The sequence below is a fragment of the Aureimonas altamirensis genome, from assembly GCF_001463885.1.
Classification (GTDB): Bacteria; Pseudomonadota; Alphaproteobacteria; order Rhizobiales; family Rhizobiaceae; genus Aureimonas; species Aureimonas altamirensis.
In genome coordinates, this window is sequence record NZ_BBWQ01000005.1 from 103,691 (window position 1) to 120,764 (window position 17,074).

The window sequence follows — 17,074 nt, forward strand, 5'->3', positions numbered from 1 at the left end:
TTTGGTGGCAGATGACGGAGAGCGGGAGCGCGGACATGAGCAAAGCGCCGGATGCCGAGGCCCAGGAAAGCGCACTCGATAACGCCTATTCGATGTCGCCCACGCACGTCATGCGTGTTCTTGCCGCGCGGGCCGATGGCCTTACGGGCGAGGAGGCGCGCGAGCGTCTGGCCACGCATGGCCCGAACCGTCTGCCCGAACGGCGCCGGAAGCACCCCGCCATGCGCTTTCTGGCGCAGTTCAACAATGTGCTGATCTACTTCCTGCTTGCCGCCTCGCTTGCAGCCTTCGCGCTCAACCACGTCATAGATGGCGCGGTGATCGTGGCCGTCGTCTTCATCAATGCCGTTATCGGCTTCGTTCAGGAAGGCAAGGCAGAGAACGCGCTGGACGCGATCCGCGACATGATCGCGCCCCACGCCTTCGCCCTGCGGGACGGACGGCGGACCAAGCTGGCGGTCGCCGACCTCGTGCCGGGCGATATCGTACTGCTGGAAGCCGGAGACAAGGTGCCCGCCGACCTGCGCATCATCGAAGCGCGTGCCGCGCTTGTCGACGAGGCGGTGCTGACGGGCGAATCTGTACCGGCGCACAAATCCGCCGAGCCCGTGGCGGATGCCGCGGCGCTGGGCGACCGCGCCTCCATGCTCTACTCCGGAACGCTGATGGCAACGGGGCAGGCGCGTGCCGTCGTTGTCGGGACAGGCGGCAACACGGAGATCGGCCGGATCAGCGCGCTGATGGGGGCGGTCGAAAGCCTGCAGACGCCGCTGCTGCGCCAGATCAACCATTTCGGCACGTTGTTCACCTATTTCGCGCTGGCGCTCTCGGTGCTGCTTTTCGCCTTCGCCACGCTGGTGCGCGGCTACAACGCGGTGGACGCGCTGATGGTCGTGGTGTCCCTGGCGGTCGGCGTCGTGCCGGAGGGTCTCCCTGCGGTCATAACCATTACCCTGGCCATCGGCGTGCAGCGCATGGCGGCCCGCCACGCCATCGTGCGCCGCCTGCCGGCGGTGGAAACGCTCGGCGCGACATCCGTCATCTGCTCGGACAAGACGGGTACGCTCACCCGCAACGAGATGACCGCGCGTCATCTGGTTACTCCGGGTCTTGCGGCCGTCGTGGAAGGGGCGGGGTACCGGCCCGAAGGCCGGGTGGGCGATGGTTTCGTCGCGGTGGCGCCGCTTCCCCAAGGCGAAACCGACCTTCTTCTTTACTGCGCGGCGCTTTGTAACGATGCCGAGCTGGTCCACACGGATGGCGACTGGCGCGTTCTGGGTGATCCGATGGAAGGCGCTCTGTTGGCGCTGGCGCGCAAGGCCGGCCTGACGCCCGATGGCCTCGCCGCATGGAAGCGGCAGGATACGATCCCGTTCGATGCGGAGCATCGCTTCATGGCGACGCTGCACGCCGGGCCCGACGCAGAGCGCTGGGTGTTCGTAAAGGGTGCGCCGGAGCGCCTGCTGGCCATGGCCGCCGGCGCGGATACCGCGCGCTGGGAGGGCGAGATCGCCGACGCGGCCTCGCGTGGCGAACGCGTGCTCGGCTTTGCCGCCCGTCCAGCCTCCGCAGGAGAGACGACCCTTGCCATGGAGCGGCTGGGCGAGGGACTGACATTCGTGGGCATCGTCGGCCTGATCGATCCGCCCCGCGACGAGGCCATCACGGCCATCGCCGATTGCCGCACGGCCGGCATCACGGTCAAGATGATCACAGGCGACCATAAGGACACGGCGGCCGCCATCGCGCGGCAGTTGCATCTGGCGGACGACCCGAAGGCGATGACGGGGGCGGAACTGGATGAAGTGGCCGAAGCCGATCTTCCTTCGGTGGCGCGCTCGGTCAGCGTTTTCGCGCGGACCAATCCGGAGCACAAGCTGCGTATCGTCCGCGCCCTGCAATCCAACGGGCAGGTGGTTGCCATGACGGGCGACGGCGTTAATGACGCTCCGTCCCTCAAGCAGGCCGACGTCGGCGTGGCCATGGGCCGCAAGGGTACGGAGGCCGCCAAGGAAGCGGCGGAGATGGTGCTGGCGAACGACGATTTCGCCTCCATCGTTGCCGCCGTGCGGGAAGGGCGCACCGTCTACGACAACATCCGCAAGGTGATCGCCTGGACGCTGCCCACCAATGGCGGCGAAGTCCTGGCTGTCGTTGTCGCCCTGTTCATCGGTGCGACCTTGCCGATGTCGCCGGCGCAGATCCTGTGGATCAACATGATCCTCACCATCACACTCGGCCTCGTGCTGGCCTTCGAACCGCCGGAGCCGCGCGTGATGGATCGTCCGCCACGCTCCGCCGATGCGCCGCTCCTGTCGCCGTTCCTGCTGTGGCGGATCTGCTTTGTCTCTCTGCTCTTCACGCTTGGCGTCTTCTTCATCTTCAACTGGGCGCTCTGGCGTGGCCATGGCGTCGATATCGCCCGCACCATGGTGGTCAACCAGCTGGTGGTGATGGAAATCTTCTACCTCTTCAACGTCCGCTACCTGCATCAGGGCTCGATCAGCCTGCGCGGCATTCTCGGCACGCCCGTGCTTCTGCTCGCCTTGGCGGCGGTCACGCTGGCGCAGTTCGCATTCACTTACCTTCCGGTCATGCATGCGCTGTTTGCCAGCGCACCGGTGCCTTTTGCAGACGGGACGCTGATCCTTTTGGTCGGCATCGTTCTGTTGCTGATACTGGAAGTTGAAAAGGTGCTCATCGGCAAAACCGGATTTGGACGGGAATGACCCCGTCCGCAACAAGAGGAATCCCGTTCATGTCACCTGCGTACAAGACTGTCATGCTGACGCTCCTGCCCGAGGCGCAAGTGCGCAGCGCCGCCAGCCCCGCAACCGCGATGGCCATTGCCATCACACGGCACTTCGGCGGGCGTCTTACCATCGATTTCCTGTCGCCGCAGCCGGCCTGGATTCCGTACAGCCTGGTCACCGACATGCCGGGCCAGATGCTGGCCGAGCAGACACGCAAGCTGGAAGCGCAGGCGCATGCCAGCATCGACCTGGCGGCCTCGGCTGCGCGGCAGGCGGGCATCGATCCGGAAGCACAGTTGATCTCGCTCGATTTCCTGGCTCTGGTCGGCCGTGCGGCCCTGCGCGCCCAGTTGCAGGATGTCGTGGTGGTGGATGCCGGCGGCAGCAGCCTGCGCGACGAACGCGAGATCGTCGAGGCGCTGCTTTTCCGCAGCGGCCGTCCTGTGATCCGCGTTCCCGCCACAAGCCCAGGCACCCTGCCATCAAAGGTCCTCGTCGCCTGGGATGGCAGCGTGCCGGCCGTGCGCGCGGTGCGTGAAGCATTGCCCATGCTGCACCAGGCCGGCGACGTTCAAATCGTCACCGTGCGCGGAGAGAAGGATGTGTCCAACATCCAGCCCGCCGAAAAGCTGGTTGGCTATCTGTCGGCGCATGGCATATCGGCTTCAGAAACGGTGTTGACCGCGGCGCGCCGCAACGTCGCCGATGCGTTGCGCAACCATGCCCTGGATCAGGGAGCGGACCTTCTGGTGATGGGTGCCTATGCACATTCCCGCATGCAGCAAGCCGTTCTGGGCGGGGTCACGAGCGAACTCCTGAACGATAGCCCGATACCGCTTCTGCTGGCGCACTGACCTGCAGATGGAGGCCTATTTCCACGTTGCCGCGTACATGTTGCGCGATGCGCAATCAGCCTCCTCCCGCTGCAGCGACGGCAGGTCGCCCTGCAGTCTCTGCGGGCGGCCATTGCGCAGGTCCAGGATGGCGTCCGACACCGCCAGGCAGCGCTCGCGCGCGACATAGTACTGGAACGTGTCGGATGCGCCGAACGAGCCGCCATAGGCCCAATGCGCGAACAGCCCCAAGGCGACAAGAAGCGTTATGACGGCCGGCATGGATCCAAAGCGCGGCCGGTCCGCATCCCAATCGCTGTAGGCAGCGGTCTTTTCTGCCGCCGGCGCTGATTCCGGCTGACGGGTCGGGAGGCTCATCACAGGAACGATCGTGGCCGGCAGGGTGAAGGGGGCGCTTTCGCCCCGGCCCATGATGGCGGCTTCCAGATCGTGGCGCGCCTCGTGCAGCCGACGCTCGAACTCGATGCGTACCGAGGGGTCCGCATCGGCGTCGATTTCGCAGATCATTTCGGCCTTGCCGAGCATGCGCGCCGTGGCGACCAACTGAAGAACATGAGACCGCAGCTCAGGTGACATCGGCTCCGCGGATAAAGCGGGACCAACCGGTTCGGCATCCTTTGGGGGGCCGGACAAATGCACGGTCGAAACTCCAGATCGATATAAACGTTAATATTAATAATTTGAACGAAATTTTATAGCTGACTGTAGCCGAGAATCGTGTGCAGTTTCAACCCTCGCAAGGGGAGGGCTGCCGTTGCCTTTTGTCTCTAATGCGATAACTGAGGCATGAAAGGCTGGCAATCATGACAAAGGCGTAGGCGCGACAGCAGTTTGCGCCGGACTTCGTTGAAACGGCCCTAACAAGACTTCCGTCCCATGCGGCATTCTGCCCCATGGGGCGATATTCGGGTTCCATCGGTTCATGATGCGTTTTCTGGCCATCGCGCTTGTCGTCGTTCTGGTGTTTGCCGCGGCCTCGGTGATTGCCGCTTACGCCTTCGGTCGCTTCGCGGAGGGCGCACGCGGCGCGCCCAGCCACGCTTTGCCACGCGACGGGGCGCCGACCGTGCTGGACGCCTATGTGGATGGGCTGCGCAAGGGCCACGATGCGGAAAGCGGGCTCGTGCTCGTATCGTCCAACCTCGACGCGTTTGCCGCGCGCGCCTTGTCCGCACGCATCGCCGGGCGCAGCCTGGACCTCATGTATTATATCTGGAACGACGATCTGACCGGCCGTCTCATCCTGCGCGAGGCGCTGGCGGCGGCGGACAGGGGCGTGCGCGTGCGCCTGCTTCTGGACGATATCGGCGTATCCCTGTCCGACAAGACGTTTTTGGCTGTCGACAGTCATCCGCTGATCGAGGTGCGGCTGTTCAATCCCACCCATGCCCGCGAAAACAACATTCGCCGCGGCATCGAAATGGCGCTGCGCATGGTGAGCGTGAACCGGCGCATGCACAACAAGGCCTGGATTGCCGATGGCCAGATTGCCCTCGTGGGCGGCAGAAACATCGGCGACGAGTATTTCGATGCGGCAGAGGCGTCGAATTTCCGCGACCTGGACATTATCGCCATCGGCGAAATGGCCGGCCAGGCGGAAGTGATCTTCGACGAATACTGGAACAGCGGTCTGGCGCTGCCGGTGCGCGCCCTGGCCGAACGCAAGGCCCCGCCGCTGGACGGGCTGCGTCAGGCGTTTGGCCGGCTGGCCGATACTGCCCCCGCCAACCCTTATGTCCAGCGCCTGCGCGAGCGCCTTACCGTGGCTTCGCTGTTCGACGACGCCGACGTGCACTGGACGCAGGAGGCGCGGCTGGTATCCGACCCGGCCGAGAAGGCCGCCGGCAAAAGCGGCCGCAACGCGCTGCTGGAAGAACTGGTGCCGCTTCTGGCGTCCAGCGAGCGGCAGCTCAACATCTCGTCCCCCTACTTCATTCCGGGCGACGAGGGCACGCTGTTCTTTTCCCGGCTGGTGGAGAAGGGCGTCGACGTGACGGTGCTGACCAATTCCCTGGCGGCCACCGATGTCGCGGCGGTCCACGGCGGGTATGCGCCCTACCGCGAGCCGCTCCTGCGCAGCGGCGTAAAGCTGTTCGAGCTCAAACCCACCGCGGCCTCCGGCGGGATCAGCCTGCGCGGCTCCAGCCAGGCGAGCCTGCATACGAAGGCCTTCACCAGCGACGGAACGGCGGGCTTCGTCGGCTCTCTCAATTTCGATCCGCGCTCCGTTTCCCTGAACACCGAGATGGGCGTACTCTTTGCGGTACCGGAGCTCGTTGCCGAGATGGATCGCATCTTCGCCGAGGAAATATCGCCGGCAATGAGCTACCGCGTTACGCTGGATGGCGATGACGGCCTGATATGGAGCGCGACGGAATCGGGGGTTGCCGTCCAGCTGACGCAGGAGCCCGAAGCCAGCCTCGGCCGGCGGATACTGGCGAGGGTTGTCGGCTGGCTGCCACTGGAGTCGCAATTGTAGATACGGCAGTTCGGCCTGATGGCGCGTTCGCCGAACATAATTCGGCAATCTTGCGAAAGAACGGCATTCACCTCCGCGCGTTGCCTGATTATCTGGATACCGGCAGTGGGCGCGGCGTGCGCTCCTTGGAGACAAAGATGAGCGTAGCCAACCGGATCGCGGATCATGCGGAGCAACCCCAGCCCTTCGGCGCCTTCGATGCGCGGGTGACGGCCAATACGCCCTTGCGGCGCGCCATAACGCAGGCGACCCGACTGGCGGAACCGGAATGCCTGCCGCCGCTGCTGGATGCCGCGCGGCAGGCGCCTGCCACCGCCGAGCGCATCCGCACCCTGGCCGGGAAGCTGGTTCGCGGCCTGCGCGCCAAGGCAAGCAACAGCGGCGTACCCGGCCTTATCCACGAATACTCGCTGTCGAGCCAGGAAGGCATCGCATTGATGTGCCTTGCCGAGGCGTTGCTGCGCATTCCGGACAAGGCGACACGGGATGCGCTGATCCGCGACAAGATTTCCAGGGGGGATTGGCGCGCCCATATCGACGATGACAATTCGCTTTTCGTCAACGCGGCGACGTGGGGCCTGCTGGTCACGGGCAGGCTGACGGCCACCGTCAGCGAGGCCGGCCTTTCCCGTGCTCTGACGCGGCTTGTCGGCCGCTTCGGCGAGCCCGTCATCCGGCAGGGGCTGGATATCGCCATGCGTCTGATGGGCGAGCAGTTCGTGCGGGGCGAGACCATCGAAGAGGCGCTGAAGCGCAGCCGCGCGATGGAGCGCAAGGGCTTCCGCTACTCCTACGACATGCTGGGCGAAGCCGCGATGACGGCGGCCGATGCCGCGCGCTACCTTGCGGAATACGAAAGAGCCATCCACGCCATCGGTGCGGCCTCGGGCGGCAAGGGCGTGCAGGAAGGGCCCGGCATCTCCATCAAATTGTCGGCCCTGCATCCGCGCTATGCACGCGCCAAGGCCGAACGCGTCATGGACGAGCTCTACCCGCGCCTGGCGGCATTGGCGCTTCTGTGCAGGCGCTACGACATCGGCCTCAACATCGACGCGGAGGAGGCCGACAGGCTCGAGATTTCACTCGACCTTCTCGAAAGGCTGGCCTTCGAGCCCGAGCTCAATGGCTGGGACGGCATCGGTTTCGTGGTGCAGGCCTATGGCAAGCGCTGCCCTCTGGTCATCGACTGGCTGGTGGATCTGGGGCGGCGCAGCGGCCATCGCCTCATGGTGCGGCTGGTCAAGGGCGCCTACTGGGATGCGGAGATCAAGCGCGCGCAGGTGGACGGCTTTGCCGATTTCCCGGTCTATACGCGCAAGGTGCACACAGACGTCGCCTATATCGCGTGCGCCCGTCGGCTGCTGGCCGCGCCGGACGCTGTCTTCCCGCAGTTCGCAACCCACAATGCGCAGACGCTGGCCACCATCTACATGATGGCCGATCCGGCAAAATATGTTCGCGGCCAGTACGAGTTCCAGTGCCTGCACGGGATGGGCGAACCGCTCTACGAGGAAGTCGTCGGCCCCGAAAATCTGGACAGGCCCTGCCGCATCTATGCACCGGTCGGCACGCACGAGACGCTTCTGGCCTATCTGGTGCGCCGCCTTCTGGAGAACGGCGCCAACTCGTCTTTCGTCAATCGCATCGCCGACGAGGCGGTTCCCGTCGACGAGTTGGTGACCGATCCCGTCGACGCCGCATCCGCCATCGAACCGCTCGGCAGCACCAACCCGGCCATCCTGCTGCCGGCACGGCTGTACGGAGACCGCCGGATGAACTCCAGCGGTGTCGACCTTGCCGACGAAGCGGTGCTGGCGACGCTGGGCGAAAGGCTGAAGGCCAGTGCCTCGGAAAACTGGACGGCGCGCGCCCCCCATGGCAGCGGCACCGGCGATCTTCAGGTGGTGGCCAATCCGGCCGATCGCCGCGAAGTGGTCGGCACCGTCGAGACGGTCGATCCCGGCAAGATCGACACTCTCGTGCAACGCGCTCGCGCCGGCGCAAGCGCATGGGGGGCCCGCTCGACCGACGAGCGCGCCGCCATTCTCGACCGTGCGGCGGAGCTGTTCGAGGAGAACACCGCGCGCCTGCTTGGTATCACTGTGCGCGAGGCGGGCAAGAGCCTTCCCAACGCCGTGGCCGAGCTGCGCGAGGCGGTGGATTTCCTGCGCTACTACGCCGCCGAGATCCGTCAGCTTGGATCGCAGGCGGAATGCCGGCCACTGGGCGTCATTGCTTGCATCAGCCCCTGGAACTTTCCGCTGGCCATCTTCACCGGGCAGGTCGCGGCGGCCCTGGCCGCAGGCAATGCCGTTCTGGCCAAGCCGGCCGAAGAGACGCCCCTCGTGGCGGCCGAGGCCGTGCGCCTGATGCATGCGGCGGGCGTGCCCGACGACGCGCTGATCTTCACGCCTGGCGCGGGCGATGTCGGCGCGGCGCTGACTGCCGCCCCGGACGTGTCCGGCGTCATGTTTACCGGGTCCACGGACGTTGCCCGGCTTATCGAGGCCAGCCTTGCCGGGCGCCGCACGGCCGATGGGCGCATCGCGCCGCTGATCGCCGAGACGGGCGGACAGAATGCGATGATCGTCGATTCCTCGGCGTTGACCGAGCAGGTCGTGGGAGATGTCGTCGCCTCGGCCTTCGATAGCGCCGGACAGCGATGCTCGGCCCTGCGTATCCTGTGCGTGCAGGAAGAGGCCGCCGACCGCACCCTCGCAATGTTGCGCGGCGCCCTTGACGAACTGGCGATCGGGCGCACCGACCGCCTTTCGTCCGACATCGGCCCCGTCATCACCGACGAGGCGCGCAAGACCATCGAGGCGCATGTGCAAGCCATGCGGGACAAGGGCTACGCAGTCAGCCGCCAGACCCTGCCGCCGGAGGCGGAACACGGAACCTTCGTGGCGCCCACCATCGTCGAGATCGACGATATCGCAGCGTTGAAGCGCGAGGTGTTCGGGCCCGTCCTGCACGTCGTTCGATACCGCCGCGCCGATCTGGCCCCGCTGATCGAGGCGATCAATGCGACGGGATACGGGCTGACCTTCGGCCTGCATACGCGCATCGACGAAACCATCGAAACGGTGCTTGGCCGCATCGCCGTCGGCAACGTCTATGTCAACCGCAACGTCATCGGCGCGGTGGTCGGCGTGCAGCCCTTCGGAGGACGGGGCCTGTCCGGTACGGGGCCCAAGGCCGGCGGGCCGCTTTACCTGCGGCGGCTTCTGGCGGCGCAGCCGGAGCCCGCCTTCCGGGGGAAGGCACCGGCGCGGTTGAGCGATTATGCCAACTGGCTTGTCCAGATCGGGCAGGCGGCGGCGGCCGACAAGGTCCGGGCGCAGGCCGAGGAAACGCTTCTCGGCTATTCGACCGAACTGCCGGGGCCGGTCGGAGAGCGGAACGTCTACGATATCCATCCGCGCGGACGGGTGTTGCTTCTGGCCGAAACGGAAGAGGGGCTCGCCGTGCAGATGGGCGCGGCCTTCGCAACGGGCAATTCGGCGGCGATCCCGGCGCGCGATTTCGACAGGTTCGCCCTCGACCGCCTGCCGTTGGATCTGCAGCCCGCCTTGTTGAGGGACGGTGCCATCCCCGCCGACATCGCTGCCGTGCTGGTGGAGGGTAATGCGGAGCGCGTCGCCAATCTGCAGCGGCGCCTGACCGAAAAGGACGGGGGTATCGCCCTCGTGCAGGCGATGACGTCGGCAGAAATTGCCGAGGGTGGTTTCTATCGTCTGGAATGGCTGGTCGAGGAGCGCTCCACCAGCATCAACACGGCAGCCGCGGGCGGCAATGCCAGCCTGATGGCGATCGCCTGACCGCATGCGAGAGGCGTTCGACGAACTGTTGGCCTGCCTCGGGCCGTCCGGCTGCCTTATCGGACCGGATGTCCCGGAGGCGTCGCGCACCGACGAAAGCCGCACCGGCCGCACTCTGCCCGCCGCGCTTCTGCGGCCGGCAGATGTGGATGCGGTGTCGCAGGCCTTGGCGATCTGCCATCGGCATAGGCTTCGCGTCGTTCCGCAAGGCGGCATGACGGGCCTTGCCGGCGGCGCCAACGCTCTAGCGGGCGAGGTGGCGTTGTCGCTGGCGCGCTTCCATGGCGTCGAGGCGGTGGACGCACAGGCCGCAACCATGTGCGTGCGGGCGGGCACCGTGCTGGCCGTCGCACAGGAAGCGGCGGCGGAGGCCGGCTTCGTGTTTCCCATCGACTACGGGTCACGCGGCTCCTGCCAGATCGGCGGCCTCGTGGCAACCAATGGCGGCGGCCCGCGCGTCATCCGCTACGGCACCACGCGGGCGAACGTGCTGGGGCTGGAGGTTGTGCTGGCCGACGGGACGGTGCTGTCGCATCTGGGCGGCCAGTTGAAGGACAATACGGGCTATGACCTGAAGAGCCTCTTCGTCGGCTCGGAGGGGACGCTCGGCGTCGTCACGCGCGCCGTCTTCCGCCTGTGGCCGAAGCCCGGTGAGACCTATACCGCGCTGTGCGCGCTGCCGGATGCCAGGGCGGCAACCGCGCTTCTGGCGGCGGCCCGCTCCGCCGTGACGCTATCCGCGTTCGAGGCTTTGTGGCCAGCCTATTACGATATTGGCTGCCTGCTGGCGAAAACGCGCCCGTTCGCCGCTACGCCGGCCGTGTGCATTCTCATCGAGGCCGAGCAGCCGCTGGAGGCGCTGCTGGAAACCGCCTTCGAGGACGGGCTTGTCGAGGATGCGCTGATGGCGCGTTCCTACGCCGATGCCCGGGCATTCTGGGCGGTGCGTGAGGCGGCCGGGCTGGATGACGCGCTGCCGGGCCTGATGAACTTCGACGTCAGCATCGAGCTGCAGGCCATGCCGGCCTTTGTCGACGGCCTGACCGCGGCCATCGAAAACGTCTTTCCCGGTACGCGGAGCCTGTTCTTTGGCCATATGGGGGACGGCAACCTGCACCTGATCCTGCACCGCGACGAAATGGACGCGCCGACGGCCCACGCGCTGGACGAGCTGGTTTACGAGCGCGTGCGCGGGGAAGGGGGCTCTGTCTCGGCAGAGCATGGCATCGGAACGCTGAAGCGCGAATGGCTGGGTTTCTCACGCAGTCCCGCTGAAATCCGCACCATGCAGGCGATTAAGTCCGCGTTGGACCCTCACGAAATCATGAACCCGGGCAAGTTGTTGACGAGTTGCCAATCATAGACTTCTAGTTGATATCCGTCGGGAAAGCACATAATCACCCGGTTCCCGAGCCTCGATATCGCTTGTCTCTGCGCGCGATAGGAAACTGGAGCGTGTGATGGATTTTGATGGCGGCCTGGCAGCGAAGATCACTCCCGTCATCATGGTCGGCGGTGCCGGAACGCGGCTGTGGCCGATTTCCCGCGAGACGATGCCCAAGCAGTTCATCGCCATCATGGATGACGGCCTGTCCACCTTTCAGGGCACACTGACACGGGTAGCCGGGCCGAACTTCAATCAGCCGATCATCATAACGTCCAACGACTTCAGGTTTGTCGTAGCAGAGCAGATGCGCTCGCTGGGCGTGCAGGGCGAAATCGTTCTCGAGCCTGAACGGCGCGACTCCGCCGCCGCCGTGGCCGTTGCCGCCGTCATGGTAGAGGCACGGCAGGCCGGCTCGCTCTGCCTCGTCCTTGCAGGCGATCATGTCATCGACGACGATGCGGCTTTCGTTCACGATTGCACGATCGCTGCCTCGCAGGCCGCCACCGGCAAGATCATGACGATCGGCATCGTGCCGACATTCCCGGCTTCCGGTTATGGATATATCGCGGCCGGCAAGGCATTGGCGTCACAGAACAGTTTCGTCGTCGATCGCTTCGTCGAAAAGCCCGACGCCGAGACGGCGGCGCGCTACGTTTCGGAAGGCCTCCTCTGGAACAGCGGAAACTTCCTGTTCCGGTCGGATACGATGATTGCGGAAATGGAGCAGCGTTGCCCGGATATAATTCAGGCCGCCTCGGCCGCCGTCGCGGGGGGCAAGCGCGATCTCGACTTTCTGCGTCTCGACGCCGAGAGCTTCTCGACCTCGCCGAAGATCTCCATCGATTATGCGATCATGGAAAAGACCGATCGCGCCGGCGTGGTGAAGGCCAGTTTCGGCTGGTCCGATATCGGCGCCTGGGATTCCGTCTACGACGTCAAGAAGCACGATGATGCCGGCAACGTGATCGAGGGCCCTGTTTCGACGATCGGGGTGACGAACAGCCTGGTGATGTCGGATGGCCATTTGACGACGGTCGTCGGGCTGGACGGAGTGGTGGTGGTGACGACGCCGGATGCGGTGCTTGTCGCTTCCAAGGACCAGGCTTCAAAGGTCAAGGATCTCGTCACCCAGTTGCGCACCGAAGGCTTCGGCGAGGCGACCGACCATTTGCGGATACACCGTCCATGGGGGTGGTATCAGCGCATCGATATCGGTGACCGGTTCCAGGTCAAGCATATCTGCGTGAAGGCGGGCGGGACGCTGTCTCTGCAGCGCCACTACCATCGCGCCGAGCACTGGATCGTCGTGCGCGGCACGGCCGAGGTCACCATCGACGATACCGTCCGCTATTATCATGAAAACGAGGCCGCCTATCTGCCGATCGGCTGCGTGCACCGGCTTCGCAATCCAGGCAAGATCGATCTTCGCATCATCGAGGTGCAGGTTGGCAGCTATACCGGCGAGGACGACATCGTGCGGCTCGACGACGTGTACGCACGGACCTGACGGCCATGGCTGCAAGCGATCTCAAATTCGGGACAAGCGGGCTGCGCGGACTGGTCGTGGATCTTCAGGGTGCCGCCGCGCGCCAATGGACATCGGCCTTCCTGAGCATCGTCGACACCAGGTCGCCCGGCGACGTTCTGATCGGTCGCGATCTTCGCGATAGCAGCCCTGCCATCGCCGGCGACTGCGCGGCCGGGGCCTGTGCCGCAGGGTGGCGGCCGCTGGATGCCGGAACGCTTCCAACCCCGGCGCTCGCCATGGCTGCCATGGCGCGGGGATGCCCGGCGATCATGGTGACGGGAAGCCACATTCCCGAAGACCGTAACGGACTGAAATTCTATCTGCCGTCGGGAGAGATCACGAAGGCGGACGAAGCCGCCATACGCTCCGCATACATGGCTTCCGGCCCGTTCGTAGCGCCGGCAGAGTGCGAGTTTGCGACCGTGGACGTGGTGCAGGCCTATCTGGACCGATACCGCGCGTTCTTCGGTACGGGTGCGCTGGCCGGGCTGCAGGTCGGCGTCTACCAGCAGAGCGCCGTCGGTCGCGATATTCTTGTCGAGTTGATCGGCGCGCTTGGCGCAACGGTCGTTCCGCTTGGGCGGTCGGAGCGCTTCATTCCGATCGATACGGAAGCGCACCATCCACGCGATATCGAGCTTGTCCAAGGCTGGGCGCAAGAAGGCCGGTTCGACGCGATCGTATCCACCGACGGTGACGGTGATCGACCACTGGTTGCAGACAGCGATGGAAACTTCGTTCGCGGCGATCTGCTCGGCCTGATGACTGCGATGCATCTCGACATCGACGCCATCGTAACGCCAGTCACCTCCAGTACCGCTGTCGAGCGGTCGGGCGTTGCGCAGCGGGTGCTGAGGACGCGTGTGGGCTCCCCTTACGTGATCGAGGGCATGGAACAGCTCCGCGCAGACAATCTGCCGGGCGTACTTGGCTTCGAGGCAAATGGCGGCGTGCTGCTGGGTGGCGATCTAACCCGTGCCGGGCGGACCTTGCACGCGCTTCCGACGCGGGATGCAGTCCTGCCCATCATAGCCGCGTTGGCAGAAGCGCGGGCCAAAGGCGGATCGCTACGGCACGCGGTGGACGCCCTTTCGCCCGGCCATGCCCTGGCGGACAGGCTGGAAAATGTGGCCCCGGAAAAAAGCGCGGCCTTCCTCACACGCCTTGGTGCGGACGAAGCCTTCGCAGCGGCGCTGTTTGCCGAACAGGGCGGGACCGTCGGTGTCGATGCGATCGACGGTGTCCGCTTCGTTCTGGCCGACGGTTCCGTGGTGCATTTCCGAGCATCCGGCAACGCGCCGGAGTTGCGCTGCTATGTCGAAGCCAAGGATGCGGCTCGCGCTTCCGCGCTTCTGGCGTGGGGAATTTCTGCGGCCCAACGCCAGGTATCTTAAACCACTGATGATAAGTTCACTCTATCGTCTCAACGAGCAGGAGAGACGACGTGCAAACCATCGGCCGCGCAAAGCATAGAAACGTCAACATCCAATGGATGCGCGCGCTGGCCGCGCTGGCCGTGGCGATCTATCATATATCGCACTACATCGCCTTTGAGTTCGATGATCGACGGTTTGCCGACATCTTCGACGGAAAATTCGGCCTTCTCGGTGTTGCGATCTTCTTTGCGATCTCCGGCGCCTTGATGGCGGATCTCCTGCACCGCACGCCTCCGACGCTCTTTCTCGCCCACCGGCTGGTGCGCATCTACCCGTTGTTCATTCTGGTTTTCGTCGTCGTGGCGTTTATTCGGACGGGCGAGCTCGATGCCGATGTCCGGGCGATGTCGTTGGCGCTCGTCGGCACGCGGGTCGTGTTCGAGCTTAATATCGAATGGACCCTCGTTCTCGAGGTCTTCTTCTACGTCATCCTGTTTCTGCTGGCGGTGGCAGCAGGAGCAAGGTTCGTTGTTCCATTCGCCATCGCATGGCTTGCCGCAATCGGCGTTGCTTCGATTATCGACCCGGAGCAGATGGGCAATACCTTGTCGCCCACGCTGCTGCAGGCGTTCTTTCTGCCGGGGAACGCGGCCTTTGCCGGGGGATTGCTGATCCCGACGATCCTGCGGCAGGGGCGGGTGCAACCGATCTGGGCCGTGATCGCCCTGGGTCTGGGCGCAGTGACCATGTCGGTCGACCTTGCCTATGGCCGCATTGTCGGCTCGCTTGCCGCGGTCATCCTTGTCGCGATGGTGTATGGCGTCTCGACTAAGGAGCCGAAGCGCGGCAGTTTCGGCTGGGCCGCAGAGCGGCTCGGGGATTACAGCTATGCCCTGTATCTCATCCACGTGCCGGTAACGCATCTTGTTCTGGCCAATCTTCAGGCGACGCCGGCGGTTCTCTGGGCGGCGTGCGTCGGCGCAGCGCTCGCCGTATCGGTGCCGCTCGGTATGCTGGATATCAGCCTTTACAGACGGTTGCGCAAACATGTCGATGGCGCGAACGCACGGCGTCTTGCCGCGGTGATCTGGCTTTACGTGGCAGCCTACAGCGCGGTCGGCGTCATTTTCATTTTCAAGCAGTAGCGCATACGGGACTTGCCCATCCCCCACGACAAGCTGATGTAATGTCCGGGTTCAATGCCGCAGGAGGGGCAGGGCGATGGGCGTGAGCGGATTTGGCGTGCACACCGCGATGTGGGCGATGGAATGGAACCGCGAGGCGGCGGAGTACGCCATACCCGAGGCGGTCCGACACGGGATCGACTTTCTGGAAATCACCATGCTGGATCCGGAAGGCGTCGATACCGACCACACCAGGCGCCTGCTTGAAAAGCACGAGGTCGAATGCGTCTGCTCTCTCGGCATGCCGCTCGATCGCCTTCCGACCAACGATCCGGATGGCGCGCTGGCCTTTCTGAAACTGGCGCTGGATCGCTCTCATGCCATCGGCGCCAAGGCGATGAGCGGCGTGATCTATGGCGGTATCGGCCAGCGCACCGGCTTTCCGCCCACCGAAGCCGAAATCGATGCAACGGCGCGGGTCGTGCGCGCGGCGGCCGCTTATGCTGCAGGGCTCGGCATGGAGTATGGGCTGGAGGCGGTGAACCGCTACGAAAACCATATCCTCAACACGGCCGAGCAGGCCGTCGCCATGGTGGAGAAGGTGGGCGCGGACAACGTCTTCATCCATCTCGATACCTACCACATGAATATCGAGGAGAAGGGGCTGGCCAACGGCATCCTCAAGGCGCGTGAGCACCTGAAATATATTCATCTGTCGGCAAGCGACCGTGGCACCCCCGGCTGCGATACCGTCCAGTGGGACGAGGTCTTCGCCACCCTTGCCGCCATCGGCTTCAAGGGCGGCATGGCCATGGAAAGCTTCATCAGCGTACCGCCGCAGATCGCCAGCGCCCTGTCGGTCTGGCGTCCCGTGGCGCCCGACCGCGAGGAGGTTCTTGGCCAGGGACTGCCGTTCCTGCGCAACAAGGCACGGCAGTATGGCCTGATCTGAAACCGGGCTTCGCCTATACCCGGTCGAAATTGGTCGGCAGCACCAGAATGTCGCGGATGGTTACGGTGCGCTTGCGCGTCAGCATGTAGACGACTGCGTCGGCCACCTCGGACGGGTCGATCAGGCTGCCGGATTCCTTGGCCTTGCGCAGGTTCTCTTCCGGCCAGTCGGCCAGGAGGGCGGACACGACCGGCCCCGGCGAAACCTGGCCCACGCGGATACCGTGTGGAATCATCTGCCGGCGCATCGTCTGCACGAAGCACGTCATGGCCCATTTGGACGATGCGTAGACCGGCTCCCACCATGTGGGATAATGGCCCGCGATGGAGGAGGTGACGACGATATCGCCGGTCTTGCGCTCGATCATATGCGGCGCCACGTCGTGCACGTTCTTCATGACGGCGTTGATGTTGAGGTTCAACATCCGGTCGATCGCATCGGAGGTCGTCTCGGTCAGCTCGCCGCCGATATAGGTGCCGGCATTGCAGTACAGGATGTCGATCTGCGGCACCTTGGCGAGGATTTCCGGCACCATGGCGTTGCAGCTCGCCGGATCGAGCAGGTCCGTCACCTGCGGGATCGCATCCCCTCCAAGCCGCCCGGCCAGTTCGTGAAGACTTTCGGCGTTGCGGTCCACCAGCACCACGCGCGCGCCCTGTTCCAAAAGCGCCTCTGTCGTGGCAAGGCCGATGCCCGATGCCGCCCCGGTGATGACCGCGACCTTGCCGCCCAGTGATTCAGCCATTCCAATCCCCTCCCGAAATCCTCGCACATCCTGTGCGCCGGCTCCGACTGTATAG

11 protein-coding genes are annotated in these 17,074 nt (G+C 64.9%); 9 read left to right on the plus strand and 2 right to left on the minus strand.

Translation table 11 applies throughout. From position 1 onward, the window contains the following. The first annotated feature begins 35 nt into the window (after positions 1-35). Positions 36-2,729, plus strand: coding sequence for an HAD-IC family P-type ATPase (locus AUL31_RS03380; protein ID WP_082646776.1), 2,694 nt, complete (start codon positions 36-38; stop codon positions 2,727-2,729). Between the two features lie 29 nt (positions 2,730-2,758). Further along, positions 2,759-3,607: a universal stress protein gene (locus AUL31_RS03385; RefSeq protein WP_159439784.1), complete on the plus strand. Its 849-nt coding sequence runs from the start codon at positions 2,759-2,761 to the stop codon at positions 3,605-3,607. Positions 3,608-3,622: 15 nt separating this feature from the next. Here AUL31_RS03385 and AUL31_RS03390 read toward each other — a convergent pair whose 3' ends face one another. Beyond that, positions 3,623-4,183, minus strand: coding sequence for a hypothetical protein (locus AUL31_RS03390; protein WP_143190116.1), 561 nt, complete (start codon positions 4,181-4,183; stop codon positions 3,623-3,625). 349 nt (positions 4,184-4,532) lie between these two features. On the opposite strand from AUL31_RS03390, the gene AUL31_RS03395 reads away from it, so the two are divergent. From AUL31_RS03395 to AUL31_RS03425, 7 genes are all read left to right on the plus strand, one after another. Continuing rightward, positions 4,533-6,086 carry a phospholipase D family protein gene (locus tag AUL31_RS03395; protein ID WP_073469073.1) on the plus strand — a complete coding sequence of 518 codons (1,554 nt, stop codon included), beginning with the start codon at positions 4,533-4,535 and terminating at the stop codon, positions 6,084-6,086. Between the two features lie 137 nt (positions 6,087-6,223). Next, positions 6,224-9,907, plus strand: a complete 3,684-nt coding sequence (gene putA / locus AUL31_RS03400) for a trifunctional transcriptional regulator/proline dehydrogenase/L-glutamate gamma-semialdehyde dehydrogenase (RefSeq protein WP_073468989.1) — start codon at positions 6,224-6,226, stop codon at positions 9,905-9,907. 4 nt (positions 9,908-9,911) lie between these two features. Beyond that, positions 9,912-11,270 (plus strand): FAD-binding oxidoreductase, encoded by a 1,359-nt coding sequence (locus AUL31_RS03405; RefSeq protein WP_060601315.1) that lies wholly within the window; start codon positions 9,912-9,914, stop codon positions 11,268-11,270. A gap of 97 nt (positions 11,271-11,367) precedes the next feature. After that, entirely contained in the window at positions 11,368-12,801 is a 1,434-nt protein-coding gene (locus AUL31_RS03410; protein WP_060601317.1) for a mannose-1-phosphate guanylyltransferase/mannose-6-phosphate isomerase, read from the plus strand. Positions 12,802-12,806: 5 nt separating this feature from the next. Next, positions 12,807-14,216, plus strand: a complete 1,410-nt coding sequence (locus AUL31_RS03415) for a phosphomannomutase (protein WP_060601319.1) — start codon at positions 12,807-12,809, stop codon at positions 14,214-14,216. A 50-nt stretch (positions 14,217-14,266) separates the two neighbouring features. Continuing rightward, positions 14,267-15,343, plus strand: coding sequence for an acyltransferase family protein (locus AUL31_RS03420; RefSeq protein WP_060601323.1), 1,077 nt, complete (start codon positions 14,267-14,269; stop codon positions 15,341-15,343). A gap of 76 nt (positions 15,344-15,419) precedes the next feature. Further along, on the plus strand, positions 15,420-16,274 hold the full coding sequence (locus tag AUL31_RS03425) for a sugar phosphate isomerase/epimerase family protein (protein WP_192842506.1): 855 nt from the start codon (positions 15,420-15,422) through the stop codon (positions 16,272-16,274). Positions 16,275-16,287: 13 nt separating this feature from the next. On the opposite strand, the gene AUL31_RS03430 is transcribed toward AUL31_RS03425, so the two are convergent. Further along, entirely contained in the window at positions 16,288-17,019 is a 732-nt protein-coding gene (locus AUL31_RS03430) for an SDR family oxidoreductase (RefSeq protein ID WP_060601327.1), read from the minus strand. Between the last annotated feature and the right edge of the window lie 55 nt (positions 17,020-17,074).